The organism is Pseudomonas sp. ASL3 (assembly GCF_056680425.1).
In genome coordinates this window covers 434,915-456,806 of the sequence record NZ_CM155281.1, presented here as the reverse complement: position 1 = coordinate 456,806, position 21,892 = coordinate 434,915, and the positions used below count along the sequence as shown (strand labels likewise).

The 21,892-nt window shown below is 53.7% G+C and carries 18 protein-coding genes and 3 pseudogenes; 9 read left to right on the top strand and 12 right to left on the bottom strand.

The window, feature by feature from the left end; translation table 11 throughout:
• Window positions 1-318: 318 nt before the first annotated feature.
• The 3 genes and pseudogenes from fabF to AC1MEE_RS02090 all read right to left on the bottom strand — a co-directional run.
• Window positions 319-1,593 carry a beta-ketoacyl-ACP synthase II gene (gene fabF, locus AC1MEE_RS02100; protein ID WP_480413566.1) on the bottom strand — a complete coding sequence of 425 codons (1,275 nt, stop codon included), beginning with the start codon at window positions 1,591-1,593 and terminating at the stop codon, window positions 319-321.
• 30 nt (window positions 1,594-1,623) lie between these two features.
• Window positions 1,624-1,986: pseudogene (locus AC1MEE_RS02095) on the bottom strand (SDR family NAD(P)-dependent oxidoreductase); the annotation flags it as partial.
• Between the two features lie 10 nt (window positions 1,987-1,996).
• Window positions 1,997-2,218: pseudogene (locus AC1MEE_RS02090) on the bottom strand (SDR family NAD(P)-dependent oxidoreductase); the annotation flags it as partial.
• A gap of 226 nt (window positions 2,219-2,444) precedes the next feature.
• Between AC1MEE_RS02090 and AC1MEE_RS02085 the strand changes: the two are divergent.
• Window positions 2,445-3,068 carry a CatB-related O-acetyltransferase gene (locus tag AC1MEE_RS02085; RefSeq protein WP_480413565.1) on the top strand — a complete coding sequence of 208 codons (624 nt, stop codon included), beginning with the start codon at window positions 2,445-2,447 and terminating at the stop codon, window positions 3,066-3,068.
• Between the two features lie 48 nt (window positions 3,069-3,116).
• Here AC1MEE_RS02085 and AC1MEE_RS02080 read toward each other — a convergent pair whose 3' ends face one another.
• Window positions 3,117-3,449 carry a ComEA family DNA-binding protein gene (locus AC1MEE_RS02080; protein WP_480413564.1) on the bottom strand — a complete coding sequence of 111 codons (333 nt, stop codon included), beginning with the start codon at window positions 3,447-3,449 and terminating at the stop codon, window positions 3,117-3,119.
• 245 nt (window positions 3,450-3,694) lie between these two features.
• Between AC1MEE_RS02080 and AC1MEE_RS02075 the strand changes: the two genes are divergently transcribed.
• Window positions 3,695-4,933 (top strand): ISL3 family transposase, encoded by a 1,239-nt coding sequence (locus AC1MEE_RS02075; protein ID WP_480413562.1) that lies wholly within the window; start codon window positions 3,695-3,697, stop codon window positions 4,931-4,933.
• A 297-nt stretch (window positions 4,934-5,230) separates the two neighbouring features.
• On the opposite strand, the gene tnpC is transcribed toward AC1MEE_RS02075, so the two are convergent.
• The 4 genes from tnpC to gmd form a co-directional block, all read right to left on the bottom strand.
• A complete protein-coding gene (tnpC, locus tag AC1MEE_RS02070) occupies window positions 5,231-6,787 on the bottom strand; it encodes an IS66 family transposase (RefSeq protein ID WP_480413559.1) in 1,557 nt (518 codons plus the stop codon).
• A gap of 17 nt (window positions 6,788-6,804) precedes the next feature.
• Complete coding sequence (gene tnpB / locus AC1MEE_RS02065; RefSeq protein ID WP_240050551.1) at window positions 6,805-7,164, bottom strand: IS66 family insertion sequence element accessory protein TnpB; 360 nt, start codon at window positions 7,162-7,164, stop codon at window positions 6,805-6,807.
• Between the two features lie 346 nt (window positions 7,165-7,510).
• Window positions 7,511-8,458 carry a GDP-mannose 4,6-dehydratase gene (locus AC1MEE_RS02060; RefSeq protein WP_480413558.1) on the bottom strand — a complete coding sequence of 316 codons (948 nt, stop codon included), beginning with the start codon at window positions 8,456-8,458 and terminating at the stop codon, window positions 7,511-7,513.
• A 102-nt stretch (window positions 8,459-8,560) separates the two neighbouring features.
• Window positions 8,561-9,592 carry a GDP-mannose 4,6-dehydratase gene (gene gmd / locus AC1MEE_RS02055; protein ID WP_480413557.1) on the bottom strand — a complete coding sequence of 344 codons (1,032 nt, stop codon included), beginning with the start codon at window positions 9,590-9,592 and terminating at the stop codon, window positions 8,561-8,563.
• 540 nt (window positions 9,593-10,132) lie between these two features.
• Between gmd and AC1MEE_RS02050 the strand changes: the two genes are divergently transcribed.
• Window positions 10,133-10,294 (top strand): hypothetical protein, encoded by a 162-nt coding sequence (locus AC1MEE_RS02050; protein ID WP_480413556.1) that lies wholly within the window; start codon window positions 10,133-10,135, stop codon window positions 10,292-10,294.
• A gap of 89 nt (window positions 10,295-10,383) precedes the next feature.
• On the opposite strand, the gene AC1MEE_RS02045 is transcribed toward AC1MEE_RS02050, so the two are convergent.
• From AC1MEE_RS02045 to AC1MEE_RS02035, 3 genes are all read right to left on the bottom strand, one after another.
• Entirely contained in the window at window positions 10,384-12,381 is a 1,998-nt protein-coding gene (locus AC1MEE_RS02045; RefSeq protein WP_480413555.1) for a polysaccharide biosynthesis protein, read from the bottom strand.
• 106 nt (window positions 12,382-12,487) lie between these two features.
• Window positions 12,488-13,516, bottom strand: a complete 1,029-nt coding sequence (locus AC1MEE_RS02040; protein ID WP_480413554.1) for an MraY family glycosyltransferase — start codon at window positions 13,514-13,516, stop codon at window positions 12,488-12,490.
• Entirely contained in the window at window positions 13,513-14,484 is a 972-nt protein-coding gene (locus tag AC1MEE_RS02035; RefSeq protein ID WP_480413552.1) for a UDP-glucose 4-epimerase family protein, read from the bottom strand. The genes AC1MEE_RS02040 and AC1MEE_RS02035 overlap by 4 nt, the downstream gene beginning before the upstream one ends.
• Window positions 14,485-14,858: 374 nt before the next feature.
• On the opposite strand from AC1MEE_RS02035, the gene AC1MEE_RS02030 reads away from it, so the two are divergent.
• Together AC1MEE_RS02030 and AC1MEE_RS02025 are read left to right on the top strand one after the other, a co-directional pair.
• Complete coding sequence (locus AC1MEE_RS02030) at window positions 14,859-15,857, top strand: glycosyltransferase family 2 protein (RefSeq protein WP_480413551.1); 999 nt, start codon at window positions 14,859-14,861, stop codon at window positions 15,855-15,857.
• A gap of 109 nt (window positions 15,858-15,966) precedes the next feature.
• A pseudogene (locus AC1MEE_RS02025) lies at window positions 15,967-16,497 on the top strand (tetratricopeptide repeat protein); the annotation flags it as partial.
• 30 nt (window positions 16,498-16,527) lie between these two features.
• Here AC1MEE_RS02025 and AC1MEE_RS02020 read toward each other — a convergent pair.
• Complete coding sequence (locus AC1MEE_RS02020; RefSeq protein ID WP_480413550.1) at window positions 16,528-16,878, bottom strand: hypothetical protein; 351 nt, start codon at window positions 16,876-16,878, stop codon at window positions 16,528-16,530.
• A 425-nt stretch (window positions 16,879-17,303) separates the two neighbouring features.
• Between AC1MEE_RS02020 and AC1MEE_RS02015 the strand changes: the two genes are divergently transcribed.
• The 4 genes from AC1MEE_RS02015 (at window position 17,304) to AC1MEE_RS02000 (ending at window position 21,890) form a co-directional block, all read left to right on the top strand.
• A complete protein-coding gene (locus AC1MEE_RS02015) occupies window positions 17,304-18,773 on the top strand; it encodes a UbiA family prenyltransferase (RefSeq protein ID WP_480413549.1) in 1,470 nt (489 codons plus the stop codon).
• Complete coding sequence (locus tag AC1MEE_RS02010; protein WP_480413548.1) at window positions 18,770-20,083, top strand: FAD-binding oxidoreductase; 1,314 nt, start codon at window positions 18,770-18,772, stop codon at window positions 20,081-20,083. The genes AC1MEE_RS02015 and AC1MEE_RS02010 overlap by 4 nt, the downstream gene beginning before the upstream one ends.
• Window positions 20,080-20,820: an SDR family oxidoreductase gene (locus AC1MEE_RS02005; protein WP_480413547.1), complete on the top strand. Its 741-nt coding sequence runs from the start codon at window positions 20,080-20,082 to the stop codon at window positions 20,818-20,820. The genes AC1MEE_RS02010 and AC1MEE_RS02005 overlap by 4 nt, the downstream gene beginning before the upstream one ends.
• Before the next feature lie 131 nt (window positions 20,821-20,951).
• Window positions 20,952-21,890 (top strand): NAD-dependent epimerase/dehydratase family protein, encoded by a 939-nt coding sequence (locus tag AC1MEE_RS02000; protein ID WP_480413546.1) that lies wholly within the window; start codon window positions 20,952-20,954, stop codon window positions 21,888-21,890.
• Window positions 21,891-21,892: the final 2 nt, after the last annotated feature.

Sequence of the window (21,892 nt, the reverse complement as noted above, 5' to 3'; positions counted from 1 at the left end):
GGTGCCAAAACCATCGGCCCGTGCCGCCAGGCTCTACTGGATGCGTCTTTCGGTGACAGTCGGATTTCGTGGTTCCCAGCACACTAATCGCCCGCATCCAGCCTCGCTGCCTGTTCGTGTTCCTACGGTCGTGCCTTTGCTACGCGCTTCTTTCAGCTTGGCCTCACGGCGTCCACCTTGCGTTTCACTACAGTTGTCGTCACTTACTCTGGCCATCGCTTTCAGATGGCTGGTTTTGGCCCATGCCGGGCACACTGGGAGCGAATTCATTCGCGAAGGCGGCAGATCCGCCACCGCCGAACGAAGGCAAATTACCGATCAATCATGCCAACGCCGAAACAACACGCTGGCATTGACCCCACCGAACCCAAAACCATTGGACAAGGCATATTCGATCTCCATCGGCCGCGCCGCGCCGTGCACGATATCCAGGCCTTGTGCCGCTTCATCGGGGTTTTCAAAGTTAAGCGTGGCCGGCGCGATCTGATCGCGAATCGCCAACGCCGTGAAGATCGCCTCGATCCCGCCCGCCGCACCGAGTAAATGCCCGGTGGCTGACTTGGTCGATGTCACTGCAATCGATTCCTGATCACCAAACACCGCCTTGATCGCCGCCATCTCGCCCTTGTCACCTATCGGCGTAGACGTGGCGTGAGCATTGAGATGCTGGATCTCGGAAGGCTGAATACCCGCCTGACGAATCGCCGCCCGCATCGAGCGCTGCGCCCCGTTACCGTCTTCCGGTCCGGCAGTCAGGTGATAAGCATCGGCGCTGGTGCCGTAACCCACCAACTCGACAATCGGTTTAGCCCCCCGCGCCAAGGCATGTTCCAGCGATTCGATCACCAGAATCCCCGCGCCCTCACCCATGACAAACCCATCGCGATCACGATCGAACGGACGAGAAGCACGTTCCGGCGTGTCATTAAACGCACTGGACAATGCCCGCGCAGCCGCAAAACCGCCCAGACTGACGCGATCGATAGCGGCTTCCGCGCCGCCACAGATGGCGATATCCACCTCACCGCAACGAATCATCCGCGCCGCATCGCCAATCGCCTGCACCCCCGCCGCACAGGCGGTTACCGGTGCGCCCAGCGGGCCCTTGAAGCCGTGTTGAATAGACACATGACCCGCGGCAAGGTTGACCAGAAAGGCCGGAATCGTGAACGGTGACAAACGACGCGGTCCACGGCTATCGGTGATCCGCACTGCCTCGGCAATCGTACTGAAACCGCCTACACCAGACCCGATAATGGTCGCGGTACGTTCCTGAGCCTCTTCGCTGTCAGCGACCCACCCGGCCTGAGCCACGGCCTCTTTGGCCGCCGCCAGTGCAAATATAATGAAGGGATCCATCTTCTTCTGCTCCTTTGGGGGAGCAGCAACGTCCGGATTGAACCCCGCCTCGGCATCGTCCGCCAGCAGCGGCACAACACCTCCGACCTTACCCGGCAAATCGGCCACCACCTCTTCCGGCAATCGAACCAACCCGGAACGGCCCGCCAGCAAGCGCTGCCAAACCGCCTCCACGCCAGTGCCCAAAGGCGAAACCAGGCCCATGCCCGTCACTACGACTCGGCGTCCGTTCATGCAATCACCCTCAACCTTTAACAAAGAAGCTCAAGCAGCCGGAGCTTTGTAACGAGCTGCCGCACTGCTCAAAGACAAATTAGGGCCCAGCGCGCCTCGGGCCGCCATAAACGCATCCCAATCAGCCGCGTTCGACAACGACGGGATAGTGACCAGCTCAGCCTGATCAAAACCGGCCAGCGCAGCATCCACCATCTCACCGACCTCCATCACCATCTCCGGTGGAAACGTATTCACATCCATCCCGCTGCGCTCCCAGATCTCAGTCCGCGTCGCACCCGGCAACACCGCCTGAACCTGCACACCCAGCGAGCCGATTTCCGCATTCAACGACTGCGTCAAACTCAACACATACGCCTTGGTCGCCGCATACCCAGCGTTGAACCGCTCAGGCAACGTCGGTACGCAAACGCTGCTCGATTTTCTGCAGATCAGCTTTCAACACCTCTACCTTTACACCACTTTCACGACGTAGTCGCGTGGCTAGAGCTTCCATACGCTCTTGGTCGCGAGCGACTAACAGCAGATCGTAGCCGCGGTTGGCGAAGCGGTCTGCGTAGGAGGCGCCGATGCCAGAGGAGGCGCCGGTGATGAGGGCTGTGCCTTTAACGTTGGCGGTATTCATTTTAATTCTCCTGGCTGTGGAGGACCTGCAGTGGACGATGGATTTAATATTACGGATATAATTTAAATTATTATATGTCGAGCGACATTCAAAATGTCAAGATCAGGGGTTCGAAGCGAAAGCCAGGCCTTCTTTAATAATCAAAATTTATGCTTACTGGCACTCAGAACGTGTCAGGCCTGTATCATCGCTGACATTTTTCACGGTCTGAAAGGACGTTCACGTCATGAATCTATTGCGCAAATGGCGCGAGCACCAGCAACGCAAGTCCCTCCGCGAGTTGCCCAAGCTGCACCGCGACACACAAAAACTGCGTAATCGCTATCCCCACTACATTTTTGGTACCGGCACCTACGGCTGGCCGAAGGTTCATGACTGGCACGAAGGTGCCACCCTGCGCGTAGGCGCTTACACCTCCATCGCTTCAGACGTTGATATCTACCTGGGTGGCCACCACCGGATGGACTGGCTCAGTTGCTTTCCCTTCCCGGCGAAGATCGAACAAGCCGCCGACATCCAGGATTTTGGCGGTACCAACGGCGACGTTGTCATCGGTAGCGACTGCTGGATAAGCTCCCAGGTCATCATTCTCTCGGGCGTGACCATCGGTGACGGTGCCGTGATCGCCGCCGGGGCGGTTGTCACCAAAGACGTGGCGCCTTATGCCATCGTCGGAGGTAATCCTGCGAAGCAGATACGCTGGCGCTTCGATGAACCCACTCGACAGGTTCTACAGCAATCAAGGTGGTGGGATTGGCCGGAAGAAGAAGTGCGGGCTACAGCGCATTTGCTTTGCTCGCCAGACCTTGCGGCATTCGTGGAATATTTGGAACAACGACCAGGGCAGTAAATAGAAAAGGCCAGTCAAAAGACCAGCCTTTTATCTGCAGATTGCGTGTTAATTAATGCTTACTTTGTCGCGATTTCTTTCAAGGATCGCTTTACCAATGCCTTTTACCTCAAGCAGCTCATCAATGGATGCAAACTCGCCGTTGGTTTCACGGTAAGCCACGATGGCTTTAGCCTTGGCGCTACCTACTCCACTCAGTTCCCTTTGAAGAGTCTCGGCATCCGCCGTGTTCAGGTTGATTTTCTCGACCTGTTCAGTCTGTATGCCTGTAGCGCTAATAGGGACAGGCACCGGAGCTTCAGCGGCTGGCGCTGCGCTGACAGCCACCGAGACGGTAGTGAATACAGCGAACAGGAGAGACGAGAGGAAAGTAGTACGCATAAGTAACGCTCCATGGAATCCAGGTTGGAAGCAGCTTTCCGAAGCTGCCCTCCAACGGTAGCCGAGCGTTCTTTCCCGTCAAAAGCTGAAGAGTTACCAGATATTTGATGATGCGCGCCTGATTTCCCGCAAGCGCCTTTGGGCTGTACTTTCTGCACATCGACGAATGTGCGTCGAGCGTGCTAGCACTCTCCTATCAAATACGGGGCTTCACCGTTTTGAGTGGGTAATCTATTCTCCTCCCCATGAGAGATATCGATTTATACACCCAAATCCTTGGGCTCCAGGCACCGTGGAAAGTGGTCGCAGTTAACCTTGACCATGCGTTGGGGCAAGTCGTTGTCGGCGTTGGAGTATCTGATGCTGCTGCGTTCACCTGTCCGCAATGTGGCCTGCACGCTTCGCGTTATGACAAACGCAAACGTCGTTGGCGGCATCTTGATACGTGTCAGTTCGTGACCATTCTAGAGGCTGAGGTGCCCAGAGTTCATTGCGCCGAGCATGGCGTGGTGACTGTCGAGGTCCCGTGGGCAGACGCGGGTTCAGGTTTCACCTTGATGTTTGAAGCATTGGTGATCAACTGGATCCAGGAAGCCAGTATTCAGGCGGTCTCGCGTCAACTCCAGACGAGCTGGGGCAGCATTGACCGGATCATGGCTCGCGCCGTCAGACGCGGATTGGCGCGTCGAAAACCGTTATCGCCGACCCAGATATGTGTGGACGAGACTTCGTTTCAAAAGCGTCGCGAGTACGTCACCGTGGTGACCGACCCCGCAACGGGTCAGGTCTTGCATGTGGAAGACGGCAACCTCACCCAGAGCCTGGAAGCGTTTTATACGAAGCTCAATAGCGACCAGAAGCAAGCTATTACGGGCGTTTCGATGGACATGTGGCCCGCCTTTATCAGCGCGACCCAACGTCATATTCCGGATGCCATGCACAAAATAGCGTTCGACAAGTTTCATGTGGCCAAGCTGTTGAGTGAGGCGCTGGACAGGGTGCGTCATATGGAGAACCGCGAGTTGCTAAAGGCAGGCTCCACGGTGCTCAAGAACACGAAATACGTCTGGCTTAAGCGGGCCGAAAACATGACCGAGCGGCAACAGGCAACCTTCGAGTCGTTGCGAGAGGGTTCGTTGCGTACAGCCAAAGCTTGGGCGATCAAGGATCTGGCCATGCAGTTGTGGCGAGGTAAGGATCGGGATGAGGTCGAACAACAGTGGAACCACTGGCTGGAATGGGCCTTGAACAGTGGGCTGCCACCGATGTGGAAAGTCGCCAAAACGATCAAGCGACGACTGTGGGGCATCGTCAACGCCATCGTGTTGAACCTGCATAACGGGCATGCAGAAAGCATGAACGCACGCATTCAACGGCTCAAGCAACGCTCTTGCGGGTTTCGAAATCGGGAGCGTTTTCGCAATGCCATTTACTTTCATTTTGGTGGTTTGGACTTATACCCGGAACGTCTCCAAAACTCATAACACCCACTTGATCCGGTGAAGCCCCTCAAATACCTTTTAAATCATTGAAAAATAAAGACTAAATTTCAGAAAAACGCCGATCCCCTGTAGGAGCTGACTTGTCTGCGAAGGCCGTGCGGCGCGGTGTGTCTGGTGGACCGTGTTGTAGGGTCTTCGCAGACAAGTCAGCTCCTACGCCCTTCGGGCAGAATCGAGACCGCGTTTGCTGCGCGACAGCGCGGCGTCGAAGACGGGGCGGGATATCCATCAAGCGTATCCGATCCATAAAGTACACCTACCGATAGATGCGCTTTGTGTTTACCGTGGCATATCTGGCGAGCAGTTCCATGGCAATAGCGCTTCGTAGTCGGCCACCGACTGCGCATGCGGCAGTCGTTCCAGTACGTGGCGCAGCCACGTATAGGGCTCCTGGCCGTTGACCTTGGCGGTCTCGACCAGGCTGTAGATCTGGGCACTGGCGGTCGCGCCTTTGGGCGTATCGCTGAACAACCAAGCCTTGCGCCCGATCACAAACGGTTTTATTGCACGCTCCGCCGGGTTGTTGTCGATCGGTAAAAAACCAGCCTCCACGTAGCGCTCCAGCCGGCTCCAGTTGTTGGCCAGATAATTCACGGCCTTGCCCAGCACGCTTTGTGGCGTCACCTGCGACTGCGTTTTTTCCAGCCAGCCTTTCAACTGGGCCAGGATCGGTAGGCTCTTTTCCTGACGCCCAGTAAAACACTGCTCATCACTGCTGTCCTTGAGTTCACGCTCGATGCCGTACAGCTTGTTGATCATCGTCAGTGCTATATCGGCGCGGCCCGTCTTGCCTTTGGGCTGTACTTTTTGTGCGTCGACGAACTTACGTCGCACATGGGCCATGCACGCCAGCCGTTCAACACCGGGTTGCAACGCCAACGCGTTATAACCTGCGTAATCGTCGGTCATCACGTAGCCGCGATAACTTTCCAGCAGCCGCAGCGGTACTTCCTGCGCACGGCTGGAGGTGTAGTCGAACAGCACGACTTTTCGATCCGGCGGCCCACTGGCCTGTACCCACATCCAGGATTGGCTGGTCGGGTCGCGATCCGGTTCTTTAAGTACCTGGACGCGGGTTTCATCGCAGTGGATGACCGGGCTTTCCAGCAACCGGTCGCGCATCAAATTCAGCAACGGTTGCAAGTGCTCGCCGCACTGGATAATCCAGCGTGCCAAGGTCTGACGCGGGATATCGATACCGTGTCGACTCAACACCGTCTCGAAACGATGCAGCGGCAAGCCATCGACATACTTGGTGGTCAATAGCATCGCCAACACGCTCGGACTGGCCATGCTTTTTTCAATCAACTGAGCGGGTTTGTCAGCGGTGACCGGAGCCGTTTCACAACCGCGACAGCCGTAGACTTTGCGGATGTGTTTGATGACCCGGATCTGCATCGGCACGATGTCCAACTGCTCGCTGGTTTCTTCGCCAATGGTGTGTTTGCGGCAACCGCAGGCACAGGTCAGTTCGTGTTCGGGCAGTTCGTGGATGACTTCGATACGCGGCAGATCAGCCGATAGTGGCTTGCGTTTGCCACGGCGCTTAGTCGGTGCAACGACTTCTTCTTCCTCGGCGTCATCGAAGACAGGCATCGGCTCGCTTTCGGGTTCGTTGAACAAGGCCAATTGCGGTGTGTTGGGCTCAACCGTTTGCTCGGACTTACGACCAAATATACGGTCACGCAGCAACTTGATCTGTTCTTTCAGATCAACGATATGAGTCTCGTAAGCCTCTTTGACTTCTTGATCACGCGCGCGCGCTTCGTACGTATCAAGCAGCATCTGCTTGAGAAGCACTGGGTCATCAGGAAGGTTGTCGGGCATGGATGGCATGCCCTGGATTATACCCGTCAGGCGACAAATCTTGGAGTCAAAACCTGATGTGGACGATTACGCCACAGGTCAAAACCGTCGAGTAACCAGTTCAGCTCCTGGACGGTCAATACGATGGCCTCGTCGGTGGCATCGGGCGAAGTTTTAAAACGTTCGGATTCCAGGCGTTTGAGCCAAAGGCAGAAGCCGTTGCGCTCCCAGTAGAGGATTTTCACTCGATTACGGTGGCGATTCAGAAAGACGAAAAGCACCGGGTCGAACACGGCCACCTTGATATCCAGTTCGACCAGAGCGGCGAGGCCATCGATGGACTTTCGGAAGTCCACGGCCTTGGGGTAGAGGTACACTTTTTCGACTTTGGCGTCGGGGCGCATCATTGTGGCTGGCTCCAGAGATGAATCGGGAGCACAGCATTCGGGATCCGATGGCAGCTTTGAATGTGGGGTTCATGGATCCCTTACCATCAAGCAGCCTATAAATTATTGATAAATAAAATATAAATCTTAAGTAAGGCACCGATTCAATGTAGGAGCTGACTTGTCTGCGATCCAGTGCGGAGCGCTGGCAAAAATGGTGAATTCACCACTATTGGAAGGTCCTTCGGCCCTTTTCGCAGACAAGACTGCGCGTCCCGGTCTCTCCTACGCCCTTCGGGCAGAATCGGGACCGAGTTTGCTGCGCTACAGCGCGGTGTCGAAGACGGGGCGACATCTCCTAATAGCATTAATGTGTATTTACTTCATGACGCCAGTACTCGAGTACCTGGTGCAAACTCTCAGTCAACGGGATTTTTGGTTCCCAGGTCGTTTCTAATGTCAGTCGTTGACTATCACCCACTGCAAACGGAATATCAGATGGGCGAAGGCGCTCAGGGTCCAATTTAATATCTATTTCTCTTACACTCTGCCGCAGTAAAACATCAAGTATTTCGGCAACTTTACATGCCTTACCAGAGGATATGTTATATACGTTGTGCTTCGGTGAATCCAGTTCAAGTAAGGCCAAGTAAGCGGAGCAGACATCCTGCACATTCAGAAAATCACGACTTGCTTCAAGGTTCCCGACGTTGATAATCGGCTCCTGTTTACCGGCCTCAATCAGTGCTATCTGCCGGGCAAAAGAAGCGGTCACGAAGTCGGGCGACTGGCCTGGGCCAATATGGTTAAAGGGACGGGTAATAACGCCTCTGATTCCTTGGCGAAAATATTGCGTGCAGGCTAACTCTGCCGCCAGTTTGCTGGCCGCGTAGGGGTTCATCGGCTGGCACCGACTGTCCTCATCTAATGGTGCCCCTGACTTGAAGGCCTCACCGTAAACCTCTGACGAACTTGTAAACAAGACAACTGTCTCGGGACAGTGCTTTTTTATCGCCTCCAGGATATTCAAGCTACCCATGACATTGGTATTCCATGCCAATACGGGGTCTTGAAAGCTACTCGCTACGCTTGAAATGGCTGCCAAATGTATAACGTGGCTAGGTCTAACCCGGTCCATCACTGCATTGACCGCGATCTGATCGCGAATATCCAGAATGATATGGTTTTCTTCCAATGGGGTATCGGCTATTTGGAAGGCCGAGGTGTACGTCACTCTATGTCCCGCACTTAATAGCTGCCCCAGCAACACCTTCCCGACAAATCCGCTGCCTCCGGTCACCAAGATGTGCTTCAACCTTGTCACTCCCAAAAATGCCTGGAAATTTTGATGACCTTGATTAGCGCCATAACCTTTTAGATAACATCAGGGCAATTTCAGAGAGTCGTTTTGTTCAACTCAGAACGAGAAGCCCTGCTGATTTCTGCGAAGGTCAGCTTCAACCATCATGCGACATAGCTCTTCCAGTGTAGTCTTTGCTTCCCAGCCCAAAATGTTCTTAGCCTTGCTGGCATCCCCCAGAAGCAGATCAACCTCTGTAGGGCGATAGAATTTTGGGTTCACGGAGACAATGACTTTTCCGGTGGCATTATCAATGCCCGTTTCGTTTTCGTCCTGACCTTCCCACGAGAGACTGATGTCGACCGTTTTGCAGGCAAGAGACACAAAATCGCGTACCGTTTCGGCTCGACCGGTCGCCAGTAAAAAAGTATCAGGCTCGTCAGACTGCAGCATCCGCCACATCCCTTCTACGTACTCTTTAGCAAAACCCCAATCACGTTTTGCGTCCAGGTTACCGAGCTCCAGCAAGCCTTGCTTCCCGAGCTTAATTTTCGCGACGGTATCCGTTATCTTGCGAGTCACGAACTCGCGACCTCGTAGCGGCGATTCGTGATTGAAAAGGATACCGCTGGTTCCAAAGATCCCGTATGACTCCCTATAGTTGATCGTCATCCAATGGGCATACAGTTTGGCGATGCCATAGGGACTGCGAGGGTAGAACGAGGTGCTTTCCGTTTGAGGGATCGCCTGAACCTTGCCGAACATTTCAGAGGTGGAAGCCTGGTAGAAACGAATCTTGGGATTGACGATGCGGATCGCTTCCAGGAGGTTCACTGCGCCCAAGCCAGTGATTTCAGCGGTCGTCAATGGTTGGTCAAAAGAGACCCCAACAAAACTCTGTGCGGCAAGGTTGTAGATCTCGGCTGGCTCGGCTCTCTCCAGTAAGCGAATACTGGCAGAAAGGTCGGTCAGGTCGTATTCAACCAAATGTAGATTTGGGTGACGCTCAACACCGAGCTCTTCGATTCGCCAGAAGTTGACGGAGCTCGTACGACGATACGTCCCGTAGACAATGTAGCCTTTTTCCAGCAATAGTTGAGCCAAATAGGCGCCATCTTGTCCTGTGATACCGGTAATTATGGCGCGCATAGGAGTCCCCTGAACCTTTTAAAAGCAGACATATGCTTGCCACAGACGGCCATTACTTGCAGCGGCCTGTGGCGCTGATGAGGCTTGGCACAGCATACCTTCAGAAGGAAAATATCACGATTTCTTACCTGCCCTCCTGATACGACAATCTGCAGGATAGCAGTTGGTCGTCCTCAACAAGCGCGCGTCGCATGGGTCTGAACAAATTATTTCTGAATTAAATGCTTTCATAGCGAAAACGACGTATTTATACCGCGAACAGAAAGCACTTCAATTCAGCCATGCTATCTATATGAAATTATTGATTTAATTATTCGTCGAAAAATCACCAAAATCAAAATCTGTCAATTTACCGACAAAACCACGGAAACGAAAAAATAAAAAATGCCGTTTGCCGTTTTTTTGGCGACAAAAAAATAGATTTAAACTTGAACAACTCAATTTTCGATGTAAATTCAGATCAAGAGGTATTAACGCGCGAAGCTGTCGTCTAGATCTGCGTTGATTCCGACGAAGCGACTGCGCATTGGGGAGCAACGAATGGTCACTTTTTTTCTATGCTGGGGTTTTCTTTCGCTACTAGGGACTTTGTTCGCCCTGGGCCTTATCTGGAGCGGCAAACGCAACAGTCGTGAAGCGGATACAGACTTGCCACACTCCAGCCGTGAAACCCAGCCGCCACCCATCAAACTGCTGGCCTGACTGGAGATGAGATAGTCGAGTCGGTTCCCCCACAGAAAGCCAACTCGATGTGCCTATCTTGTAAATGCAGCCTCAGCGGCTGCATTTTGCTATAGCGGTTCTTTATGACGCTGCTGGTGCATCCAGTCGACAATCTCATCTTCGGGGCTATACCCGCTGACCACTTCACGAAGCAACTGACGAACCCGTTCGTAATCGTTGATCTCAACAGCCCCCAGTAAATCCGCGATCCTTGCTTTGAGCCTATCCCAACTCAGATGATCTTCATTGGCACGCATGATCATCGGATGCTGGGTCTCGGCGACATTATCGCCAATCAGCAACTCCTCATAGAGCTTCTCACCTGGACGCAGTCCGATGAACTCCACCTCGATGTCTCCTTGAGGGTTTCGCTCAGAGCGAATGCTCAGGCCTGACAAATGGATCATCCTTTCAGCGAGCTCGACAATTTTCACCGGTTCGCCCATGTCCAGCACAAACACATCACCGCCCTGCCCCATGGAGCCGGCCTGTATAACCAACTGAGCGGCTTCAGGGATGGTCATGAAGTAACGGGTGATTTTGGGGTGGGTGACCGTTAGCGGACCGCCATTTTTGATCTGCTTGTGGAACAGCGGGATGACCGAACCTGACGACCCCAATACGTTGCCAAACCGAACCATAGTGAAACGTGTCTTGTTGACCCGGGAAACATTCGCCTTGTCGCCAAAAAGTACCGGAGCCAGTTCTCGGCTCAACGCCTGCAACGTCAGCTCGGCAAGTCGTTTGGTGCTGCCCATGATATTGGTGGGGCGCACGGCCTTGTCTGTGGAGATCAATACAAAATTGGATACCCCGGACTGCAGTGCGGCCTGAGCGGTGTAGAGCGTCCCCATGACGTTATTCAATATGCCTTCGGCAATATTGTGTTCGACCATGGGCACATGCTTATAGGCGGCTGCGTGGTAAACCGTATCGACTTGCCACGCCCTCATCACCTCGAGAACTTTCCCTGGGTGCTGCACCGACCCCAGAATGGGCAATAACTCTACAGCAAGTGACTCGCGCGCGATGCGGTGTTCCAGCTCGCCAAGAATGCTGTAGAGATTGAATTCACTGTGATCGAACAGCAGTAACTTTGTGGGGCCCAGGCCGACGATTTGCCTGCACAACTCGGCGCCAATCGACCCACCCGCGCCTGTCACCAGAACGACTTGCGCCTTAATGCAACGCTCCAGCAACTCCTCTTGGGCGGGCACAGCATCGCGACCCAACAGGTCTGCGATGTCCACCTCTTGAATATCACTGACCTTGACCCGTCCGCTGGCCAGATCGGTGAAGTTCGGCACGCTGCGTACATGCAGTGGGAAGCCTTCCAGATAACCGAGAATCTCCCGACGCCGTGCACGGCTTGAAGACGGCAATGCAAGCAGTAGCTCGGTTGCGCCAGTCATATCAATCATGTTCTGGATGTGCTTGGGTTTGTACACCTGCAAGCCGGCAATCACCCGATCAGCAATGTTGGCATCATCGTCGATGAACGCCACTGGGCGCATGACTCGCCCCATGCGCAGGGCTGCGACCAACTGGTTACCGGCAACGCCAGCCCCATAGATCGCAACCTTGGTCAGACCGTCGTCACGGTTGGTAAAAGGAACATGCTGGGACGTCGCAAACCAGTCACCCATGAAGTATTGGCGCATGGCGAGGCGCAGCCCGCCGATGATCACCAGGCTCAACCACCAATAATTGAAGATGATCGAGCGCGGCACGATGGTCTTGTGATTGCTGTACCAGTAAACGATGAACGCCAGTATCAGCGCCGACAGAGTGACCGCCTTGATGATCGCAATCAGCGCGTCATTGCCAAAATAACGCATCACCGCTCGGTACATGCCGAAACGGATGAACAGCGGAATCGCCACCAACGGGGCAGCGATAAATAACCAGGTTTGCTCGAACAGAGGATGAGACACATCCTCCACCCCCAAACGAACAACGAACGACAGCAACAAGGCAGTCCAGACCAGCACGATATCAGTACAGACCTGTATCAGCCGTTTCTGCCGTCTTGGCAGCCCCACCAGAAAAGCACGTAATTTATCCATAAATCATTAGCTCCTGAAGGCTGCCTGTCTCATGTAAATCAGCAGCGGCCATTGTACGTACCTTTACATTTTGATTACTGAAAAAATTGGACAACAGGAACCCTGCTTAATTGCCGCGACCGGGAATCTCCAGCTCGCCGGCATGAAACCTCACAGCCAATATCACCAGTGGCACATAGGCCACCAGCAGCCCAAGCGTACCATCCAGTCCAAAACGGGCGACGGCCACCGCTATAGGCAGCAACCAAAGCAGATTGATCAATCCCGCTGCCAAGGTGACAGGCAGGTGCCTGCCGTAGAGACGAGAGGCAAACTGATAAGCGTGACTGCGATGAGCCTCGTACACCTTATCGCCGCGGACCAAGCGGCGACTCAAGGTAAAGGTCGCATCGACAATAAATACCCCCAACAAAATCAGCCATCCCCAGAATAGTCGAGGATCAACCCAAGCAGCTTGAAGAGAAAGCACCCCGAGCATGACGCCGAGGAATCCGCTGCCTGCATCGCCCATAAAAATTCGGGCAGGAGGAAAATTCCAAAACAGGAACCCTGCGACTGACACAGCAAGCAAGAGTGGCGCCCAAATCGAGTCGGCGTGCCCGGTCAATCCATAAAGCAGGCAAGCCCCCAGACAGACGCAGACCGCCTCGATGCTGGCAAGACCGTCGATACCGTCCATGAAGTTGTAAAGGTTAAGCATCCAGACCAAGTAAAACAGCGTAAGAATCTGCCCGAGCCAACCAAACGAAATCGACACGCCGAAAAAACTGATCGCTGGCAGCCCACCCACCCAGAACAACGCCCAGGCCGCCGCTGCGAAATGCCCAAGCAAACGCCACCTGGCGGCAATATGCCCATGATCATCCATAAAGCCGATGACCGCGACCAGCGCCCCGGCTCCCACTGCTGCTAAAAATACGCCTTGCGCAAGCGCCCCCAGCCAAAATAAAAACCCAAGGGACAAAAGAAACGCCAACACAATTGCCACACCACCACCACGGGGCGTAGGCAAAGAGTGAGAGCTTCGAGCGTTGGGGATATCCAATAGGCTGCGTGCTAGCGCATAGCGGCGCAGAGCACCGGTTAGAAAGAACGATACAACAGCAATTGCGGGGGTAAGCCACCAATAACTCATGGGTTATTTGATTCCAGAAAATGTTGTGCAGTCAGTCGTAAGCCCTGATCCAGACTGACCGGAGGCGTCCAGCCTAATAACTCTTGGTTTTTGCCGATATCCACCTGCAGGGACCCGAACAGACGCTGTGACAAACTTTGTCGCCCCAGCAAAGCGGCAACACCATATAGAAGCCAACCAGGCACCGGCAACAGCCTCGCTGGCTTGCCAAGAGCATAGGCCAGCTTGCGCAACAGGTCAGAGGTGGAAACATCCTCACCATCGCTGACCAAAAAGGTTTGATTGGCCGCACGCGGATGATCGATGCATCTGACGATGAGGCTGACCAGGTTTTCTAACGCTACCAGACTGCGGCGGTTATGGATGGCCCCCAAGGGCAATGGAATACCCTTGGACAGCCAACGCATCATGCTCAAGAAATTCGCCTTCACGCCCGGACCATAAACCAGAACCGGACGAATAATAACCACCTCCATCCCAGTCGATGCGGCGAGTTCATACAAGCCCTGTTCGGCTTCCAGCTTGGAAATACCGTAAGCGTCGACAGGCGCGGGTGCATCATCTGCCGAGAACGGTTTACCCAGCGAAGTGCCTTCGCCGTTGACCTTGATCGAGCTGATGAAAATGAATCGTTTGACCCCGGCAGCGGCCGCCTGACGCGCAAGATTGAGCGTACCCTCGACATTCACCTTGCGAAACTCAACCAAAGGATCCTGTGCGGCCTCGTTCATGACGTGCACGCGCGCTGACGCATGCACAACAACCTCCACACCCGGCAACGCGTGCTGCCAGTTCGTCGACGAATCAAGATCCGCTATGGGCAGAACCTCTACCGAAGCGGGAAAGCATAAGCGGGGATTTCTAACAGGAGCCCTGACTGAAAAAGCTTCAGATGACGCCAGATGCCTTACGAGCGAAGCGCCCAGAAAGCCGCTCGCCCCGGTGACAAGAATTGACCTACCAACCATTTCAATGACTCTGAATGACGCAAATGCAGACGCGAAATGGTAATGATACTGACCGGTCAGAAAGTCGTCTTCAGATAATTGGGGGAGATTGTAGCCGGGGGAGACCGATCAACGTGTGCCGTCTACCAGCCACATTGCGTCAAAGCCAAGGCACAGGACCATCGCATCGACTTTGGGAAGCCAATCTCTGTCCAGCGACAACTGCTTCAGAACCAGCCCACACAGGCTTTTTGAACCATGCAACCTAAAATAGAGTCTGAACGCCGATCCACGCAGCGCTTATCGAAATTATTTTGATGACCACCTTTCAGCTAGCACACTCGCATCTAATCAGTTACGAGATTTTCAGATCTTGGTATGTTTGAGATTAAAAAATGAACAAGCAGCTATACCCACCCCTTCAGGATGAAGCCAACAATATCTCGGAGGGCTCAGCTCCATCGACGCCCCTCAAGGACAGGGTGGCGATTCTGCTGTGCACTTACAACGGCTCAGCCTTTCTTGAGAGCCAACTGGAATCGTTCGCAGCTCAGACTCATACACGCTGGGTCATCTATGCATCAGACGACGGTTCGAGCGATAAAACACTCGAGATCCTCACTGGCTTTCAAAAAAAATACGGGCAGGACCGCCTGATCACCTTTAAGGGACCGTGCCAAGGTTTTGCCAGAAACTTCATGTCCCTCGTCAAAAACCACACGATCACGGCCGATTATTTTGCTTTCAGCGACCAGGACGATATCTGGCTGGAAGACAAACTTGAACGAAGTCTCGCTAAATTGGCGGGCTCACCACACAGTGTGCCTGCGCTTTACTGCTCTAGAACACGCCTGATCGATGCCGATAGGCGCGTGATTGGGTTTTCGCCGTTATTCACCAAGCCTCCTGGATTTCGCAATGCACTGGTCCAGAGCCTGGCCGGGGCGAACACCATGCTGATAAACAACGCTGCGAGAGATTTGCTGGCTGAAACCGAAGATGAGGCCCATGTCGTTGCTCACGACTGGCTTGCCTATCTCGTGGTCAGCGGCTGTGGCGGAAAGGTCATTTATGACCCGGCGCCGACACTCGACTATCGCCAGCACGGCGGCAACCTGATCGGTGCTAACTCCGGCCTAAAGGAGCGTTTGATACGCATGTGTAAAATGTGCTCTGGGAGATTTAGCGAGTGGAGCTCAAAGAATCTTTATATCCTCGGCAGCCTCAAGCCAAAGCTCACACCCGAAAACCGACTGACACTCAGTGACTTCGAACGGGCTCGCCAAAGCTCGCTCCTCCAGCGACTCTACCTGATGAGAAAATCTGGTGTTTTTCGACAAACCCCTCAAGGTAACGTCAGCCTGATAGTCGCCGCTTTTCTTAACAAAATCTGAAAAAAAACACACATCGCTCAAGACCCCAAAGCGCTTGCGCTTGTTGAGCCGCCATCGACCCGTAACCATGGCAAATGCCACACCCTATTGTAAGCGGCTGATGGGCAGCGTGCCGCCCCCGGCTGCTGCCGATCCGTTCGAGCAAGTCCAGGCGCTGTTCGATGAAGGCCGTTTCGCTGATGCCGAAGCCATCCTCAAGGTGCTGTTAGGCGAAGACAACACCAACGCGAAAGCGCTGATCCTTTACGCCCGTTGCCTCACCGAGCGTGGCGAGCTGGGTGAAGCGCAAACCGTGCTCGACGCGGTCAAGACCGATGAGCACAAGGCCGCCCTAGCTGGCGCAAAGGCACAGATCCAGTTCCTGGGTCAGGCCAAGGATTTGCCGGATGCGGCGGACCTGAAAGCGCGCCTGGCGAAAAACCCGCAGGACGATGAAGCCGTGTATCAACTGGCGATTCAGCAACTGGCGCGTCAGCAGTACGACGCGGCGCTGGATTCGTTACTGAAGTTGTTCATCCGCAACCGCAGTTACAGCGAAGGCTTGCCGCACAAGACCTTGCTGCAGGTGTTCGAATTGCTGGGCAACGATCACCCGCTGGTGACCACGTACCGCCGCAAGTTGTTTGCTGCGCTGTATTAAAGATCAAAAGATCGCAGCCTTCGGCAGCTCCTACGCGGGTTCTTGCCAGCTGTAGAGCGGCGTATCGCCGCCACTCACCACTTTCACATCGGCACAATGGCGCAAGCGCACCAACAAGCGTTTGCCCGAGGCCGCGCTGCCGGTCAGCCCTTCCAGCTGTTCCAGCAAATCCGGCCCGCTCAATTGCCCGGCCTTGCGCAGCAGGTCCTTGGCGATCTGCCACAGCGCGTCATCCTGATTCAGTGGTTTGGCAGCCGGGGCGTTGACCTCCTCGGTTTTGCTGACCTGCAACTGTGCGCCGAGTCGTGCCCAGTCGCCGTCGTCCATCTCCAGGGTCAAATCCACCGGCCAGTCGCCGATGCTTCCGCGTATTCGCAACATAGGTCGGCTCCTGCACATTTCTGACCTGCATGCTCCCATGGGTCTTGTGCAACGCCAAGCGCGACAGGCAATGGACAATTTCCCGAGGGCAAGAAGGTAGATCTACGTAAACCAAACCGGCACAGGTTCTGAATCTATTCGCTTGCCAGTCCCTTAACACTTCAACGGCCCTCTACGAGCTGATTGACGGCCGACAAATTTAAGGTCTGAGTTTCATCGCACCGACTGCGCTTTTCCCAGTAACCACTGCTCCCTCCCGATAGGAAGCCAGAAGCTTTAAGCCTTGTTCGAGATGAGTGACTGCTATGAAAAAAACGATGTTCATGCTAACTTTTCGCGCAACTGAAAGCCCGCTTGCATCTTGGTAGCGTTTGCTAAAGCCGCCTGTTGTTTTCCTAGATTCACTTTTGCTGGGACAGCTCTGCTTGCCCAGTACCCAGGGAAGAACTCCTGTGACTGTCCATATCACCCCCTCCGTGCCTCCGCTCATTGTCGATCTGGACGGCACCTTGCTGCGCTCCGATCTGCTATTGGAAACCGGAATGGCTTTCGTCAGGCATAAGCCGATGAGTCTGTTCAAGCCTCTTTCCTGGTTACTCAAAGGCAAAGCCGCCTTGAAGGAAGGGCTAGCAAACGCGACCAATCTCGACGTGGCCGATCTACCTTATGACCCAGAGGTGATCGCTCTCATTGAGGGCGAGCGTGAAAAAGGTCGAACCATAGTTCTGGCGACTGCCAGCCACTACTCGCTGGCTGAACGTATCGCCGACCATCTGAAATTGTTTGACCGCGTTTTAGCCTCTGACAGTGATCGAAATCTGTCATCCCATAAAAAACGGGAATTGCTGGTGGAACTCTATGGGGAGCAAGGGTTCGATTACATTGGCAACTCGCTCGATGACATCTCGGTATGGAAATCGGCCCGTGAAGCTTATGTCGTCAACCCTGAATCCGGTGTGGAGCGGCGCGCTGCAGCGCAGGGCAATGTCAAACAAGTCATTAAATCCAACCCTTCAGGATTGAATCACTGGATGAAGGCACTTCGTCTGCACCAGTGGATGAAAAACGCCCTCATCTTTGTGCCCTTGCTCGCCGCGCACCAGATAACCAATCCACTGCTGGTCTGGCAAGGCATTCTGGCGTTCCTGCTTTTCGGCTTATGCGCCTCAAGTGTGTATCTATTAAATGATCTTCTCGACCTCGCCGATGATCGCCACCATGTTTCCAAGCGCAATCGCCCGTTCGCAGCGGGCCGCCTTTCAATAAAATCGGGGCTTATCGCATTTCCCGGACTACTTGTTGCTTCTTTTTCAGGTGCGCTATTACTTTTACCCTGGGAGTTTGCCGGAGTCCTGGCTACTTATTATGTTTTGACACTGGCCTACTCATTGTCACTAAAACGGCACATGGCAATCGATGTCATCTCACTGGCCATACTTTATACCCTACGGATTATTGCGGGCGCCGCCGCTACCAGCCTGGAACTGACCTTCTGGATCCTGGCGTTCTCGATGTTCATCTTCCTCAGCCTGGCGTTTGTCAAACGCTACGCGGAGCTACGCGAGGCGCGCAAAAAGGGGCACACCGAAAAAACCCGCGGCCGTGGCTACTATCCCGATGACCTGGAAATGATCTCGTCGCTTGGTGCATCTTCCGGCTATTTGGCGGTGATGGTGTTAGCTCTATACATTCATGATCAATCGACGAATGCGCTCTATGCCCATCCACAAGTGATCTGGCTTGCCTGCCCTCTGCTGCTTTTCTGGATTACCCGGATATGGATGCTGACCCACCGCGGACAGATGCATGACGATCCAGTGGTGTTTGCTGTTCGTGACCGAATCAGCCTGGTGGTTGGCGCATTGTTCGCCTTAGTGTTCTGGGTTGCGGCATGACTGACAGTCGTTACTCATGGGGACGCTACCCCTGCGCCCCTCAAAATGCGCACACCTGTAGCTGGCGTAGCGAAGTATCCGACTTGATGAATAGGGTGGTTGCCGACCATGGCTCCACCCTTCCGTTTGGCAATGGACGCAGTTATGGAGACAGTTGCCTGGCGGCTAGCGATCAGGTCGTGCAACTTCGCACTCTGGATCGTTTTATTGAAGTCGATTGGGAGCACGGTGTGGTACTCGCCGAGTCGGGTGTCACCCTCGCGGAAATTCTGGCATTGAGCATCCCCAAAGGATGGTTCCTGTCTGTCACGCCTGGAACTCAATTCGTTACTTTGGGCGGCGCTATCGCAAACGACGTCCACGGCAAAAACCATCATCTTCGCGGAACATTTGGCAATCACGTTCACAGTTTCGGTTTACTACGGCACGGCCAGGATCTGCTGACCTGCTCCCTTTCAGAGAATCCAGAGCTGTTTGCAGCGACCATCGGGGGACTTGGCCTGACCGGTGTTATCACTTGGGCGAAAATCCAGTTGATACCGATAAATTCGAGCCAAATCGACAGCACGGTAGTGCGCTTCGATAACCTGGCCGAATTCTTCAAGCTCTCTGCTGAACTGGATCATCAACATGAATACAGCGTGGCCTGGATCGATTGCCTGGCCCAAGGGGCTAAAACAGGGCGCGGAGTGTTCATTGTCGGCGACCATGCTTCTTACGGCTCACTGAGCGTAGAGAAGCGTAAAAAATTACATATGCCGGTGACGCCGCCCCTTTCCCTGATCAACAGCCTCTCTTTGCACGCGTTCAATGAAGCCTATTGGCGCGTGCATCCAGCAACCCCTTCACGTCGATGGGGAAGCTACGAACCGTTCTTTTATCCGCTGGACCGTATCCTCGACTGGAACCGTATTTACGGGCGCAAAGGGTTTCAACAGTATCAATGCGTCATACCTGACGCTGTGGCCGAGGTTGCCATGAATGAGCTATTGGCCGTGATTGCAGCTTCCGGACAGGGTTCATTCCTGGCCGTACTCAAGCGTTGTGGCGATGCTGTCTCACCGGGACTGTTGTCGTTCCCGCTGCCGGGCACCTCACTCGCCCTGGATTTCCCGCAAAGGGCGGATTTGACTGCCTTGTTCAAACGCATGGACGCCATCGTGCATCAGGCCGGCGGTCGACTTTATCCCGCAAAAGATGCCCATATGAATGGCAACGACTTCCGTCAAGCCTATCCGGCTTGGGAACAACTGGAAGCACTGCGCGATCCGTCCCTAATATCCCGTTTTTGGAAACGAGTCATTTCATGAAAAAGGTTTTGATTGTCGGAGCAACCTCGTCCATTGCCAGTGCTTGCGCGCGCCTGTGGGCCCAACAAGGAAGTGAGTTCTTCCTGGTTGCCCGTAATGCCGAGAAACTTGAACAGACTCGTGCCGATCTGATCGCGCAGGGCGCCAAGGCCGTGACTGTACACACGATGGATGCAGTCGATTTCTCAGCCCATCCCGCGATGCTGGAAAGCTGCCTGGCAGCCCTGCGCCAGATAGATATTGCCTTGATTGCCCACGGCACTCTGCCGGACCAAAAGGCTTGCGAAAACGATGTACAGGTTGCGCTTAAAGAGTTTGCCAACAACGGTACGTCAGTCATTGCCTTGCTGACGCTGTTGGCCAATCACTTTGAAAAACAGCATTGCGGCACCCTGGCAGTCATTTCGTCCGTGGCGGGAGATCGCGGCCGTCCTTCCAACTATTTGTACGGCACGGCCAAAGCGGCTGTCTCCACGTTCTGTGAAGGCTTGCGTGCCCGCCTGTTCAAGGTTGGTGTGCACGTGATTGACATCAAACCTGGCTTTGTTGATACCCCGATGACTAAAGGCTTGCCTTTGCCGGGACCATTGGTCAGCAAACCCGAACAGGTCGGCTTGCGCATCGTCAAGGGCATCGAACGAAAAGTAGACGTTCTCTACGCCCCGGGTTTCTGGGCCTTAATCATGCTAGTTATTAAAAGCGTACCTAACTTTTTATTCAAAAGAGCAAATCTTTGAATACAGAATCACTGCATTTAAAGCCTGCGGAACGCAATCAACGATGAACATTGAGAAACACAAGCATTCTGACCAAGTAACAATTTGCCCACAATTTCAGAATATTGTAACTATAAATAATCGGTCATCTCATGCAGACAAATAAAATCATTCTACCCGGTGGCGCCGGCTTAGTTGGGCAGAATCTCGTTGCCCGATTGAAAGCCAAAGGCTACACCAACATCGTTGTTTTGGATAAGCACCATAAAAACATCGAAGTTTTAAAGCAGGTACAACCTGATATAACCGTCGAATATGCTGATTTGGCAGAACCTGGCCAATGGCAGCGGCATTTCGTTGATGCCGACGTAGTCGTTATGCTTCAAGCTCAGATCGGTGGTAATGACTATCAGGAGTTTGTCCGCAACAACGTCGATTCCACGCGTCTTATCCTTGAGGCCATCAAAGCCAACAATGTGCCAAGACTTATCCACATCAGTTCTTCCGTTGTAGAATCTGTTGCGGACGACTTCTACACCAAGAGCAAGAAAGACCAAGAGCGCATGGTATTGGACAGCGGTATCCCATGCCCGATTTTGCGTCCTACCTTGATGTTTGGCTGGTTCGACCGCAAGCATTTAGGCTGGCTCTCTCGTTTCATGAAAAAAGTACCAGTCTTTCCGATCCCCGGACATGGTCGATACATGCGCCAGCCGTTGTATGCGGGTGATTTTTGCAACGTTATTATCAACTGTATCGAAAATCGCACTCACAACGGAATTTACAATATTTCCGGCCATGAAAAAGTTGACTACATTGATATCATCCGTGAAATCAAGAAAGCCACTCGGGTCAGCACCCCTATTGTAAAAATCCCGTACGCCTTGTTCTATACATTGATCTGGATCTGGGGCCGGTTTGATAAAAATCCACCCTTTACCACTCAACAACTGGCCGCACTCAGTGCCAAAGATGAGTTCGAGGTGATTGACTGGCCAACTATTTTCAATGTGCCATTCACTCCGTTTGCTAAAGCGGTGGATGAAACATTCAACGATCCTAATTACAGTAAATTCGTTTTGGAGTTTTAACC

What these genes read in the sequence shown, in the direction of transcription:
- fabF (WP_480413566.1), bottom strand. Translation starts at nt 1,593, where the DNA reads ATGAACGGACGCCGAGTCGTAGTGACGGGCATGGGCCTGGTTTCGCCT.
- AC1MEE_RS02085 (WP_480413565.1), top strand. Translation starts at nt 2,445, where the DNA reads ATGAATCTATTGCGCAAATGGCGCGAGCACCAGCAACGCAAGTCCCTC.
- AC1MEE_RS02080 (WP_480413564.1), bottom strand. Translation starts at nt 3,449, where the DNA reads ATGCGTACTACTTTCCTCTCGTCTCTCCTGTTCGCTGTATTCACTACC.
- AC1MEE_RS02075 (WP_480413562.1), top strand. Translation starts at nt 3,695, where the DNA reads ATGAGAGATATCGATTTATACACCCAAATCCTTGGGCTCCAGGCACCG.
- tnpC (WP_480413559.1), bottom strand. Translation starts at nt 6,787, where the DNA reads ATGCCATCCATGCCCGACAACCTTCCTGATGACCCAGTGCTTCTCAAG.
- tnpB (WP_240050551.1), bottom strand. Translation starts at nt 7,164, where the DNA reads ATGATGCGCCCCGACGCCAAAGTCGAAAAAGTGTACCTCTACCCCAAG.
- gmd (WP_480413557.1), bottom strand. Translation starts at nt 9,592, where the DNA reads ATGCGCGCCATAATTACCGGTATCACAGGACAAGATGGCGCCTATTTG.
- AC1MEE_RS02050 (WP_480413556.1), top strand. Translation starts at nt 10,133, where the DNA reads ATGGTCACTTTTTTTCTATGCTGGGGTTTTCTTTCGCTACTAGGGACT.
- AC1MEE_RS02045 (WP_480413555.1), bottom strand. Translation starts at nt 12,381, where the DNA reads ATGGATAAATTACGTGCTTTTCTGGTGGGGCTGCCAAGACGGCAGAAA.
- AC1MEE_RS02040 (WP_480413554.1), bottom strand. Translation starts at nt 13,516, where the DNA reads ATGAGTTATTGGTGGCTTACCCCCGCAATTGCTGTTGTATCGTTCTTT.
- AC1MEE_RS02035 (WP_480413552.1), bottom strand. Translation starts at nt 14,484, where the DNA reads ATGGTTGGTAGGTCAATTCTTGTCACCGGGGCGAGCGGCTTTCTGGGC.
- AC1MEE_RS02030 (WP_480413551.1), top strand. Translation starts at nt 14,859, where the DNA reads ATGAACAAGCAGCTATACCCACCCCTTCAGGATGAAGCCAACAATATC.
- AC1MEE_RS02020 (WP_480413550.1), bottom strand. Translation starts at nt 16,878, where the DNA reads ATGTTGCGAATACGCGGAAGCATCGGCGACTGGCCGGTGGATTTGACC.
- AC1MEE_RS02010 (WP_480413548.1), top strand. Translation starts at nt 18,770, where the DNA reads ATGACTGACAGTCGTTACTCATGGGGACGCTACCCCTGCGCCCCTCAA.
- AC1MEE_RS02005 (WP_480413547.1), top strand. Translation starts at nt 20,080, where the DNA reads ATGAAAAAGGTTTTGATTGTCGGAGCAACCTCGTCCATTGCCAGTGCT.
- AC1MEE_RS02000 (WP_480413546.1), top strand. Translation starts at nt 20,952, where the DNA reads ATGCAGACAAATAAAATCATTCTACCCGGTGGCGCCGGCTTAGTTGGG.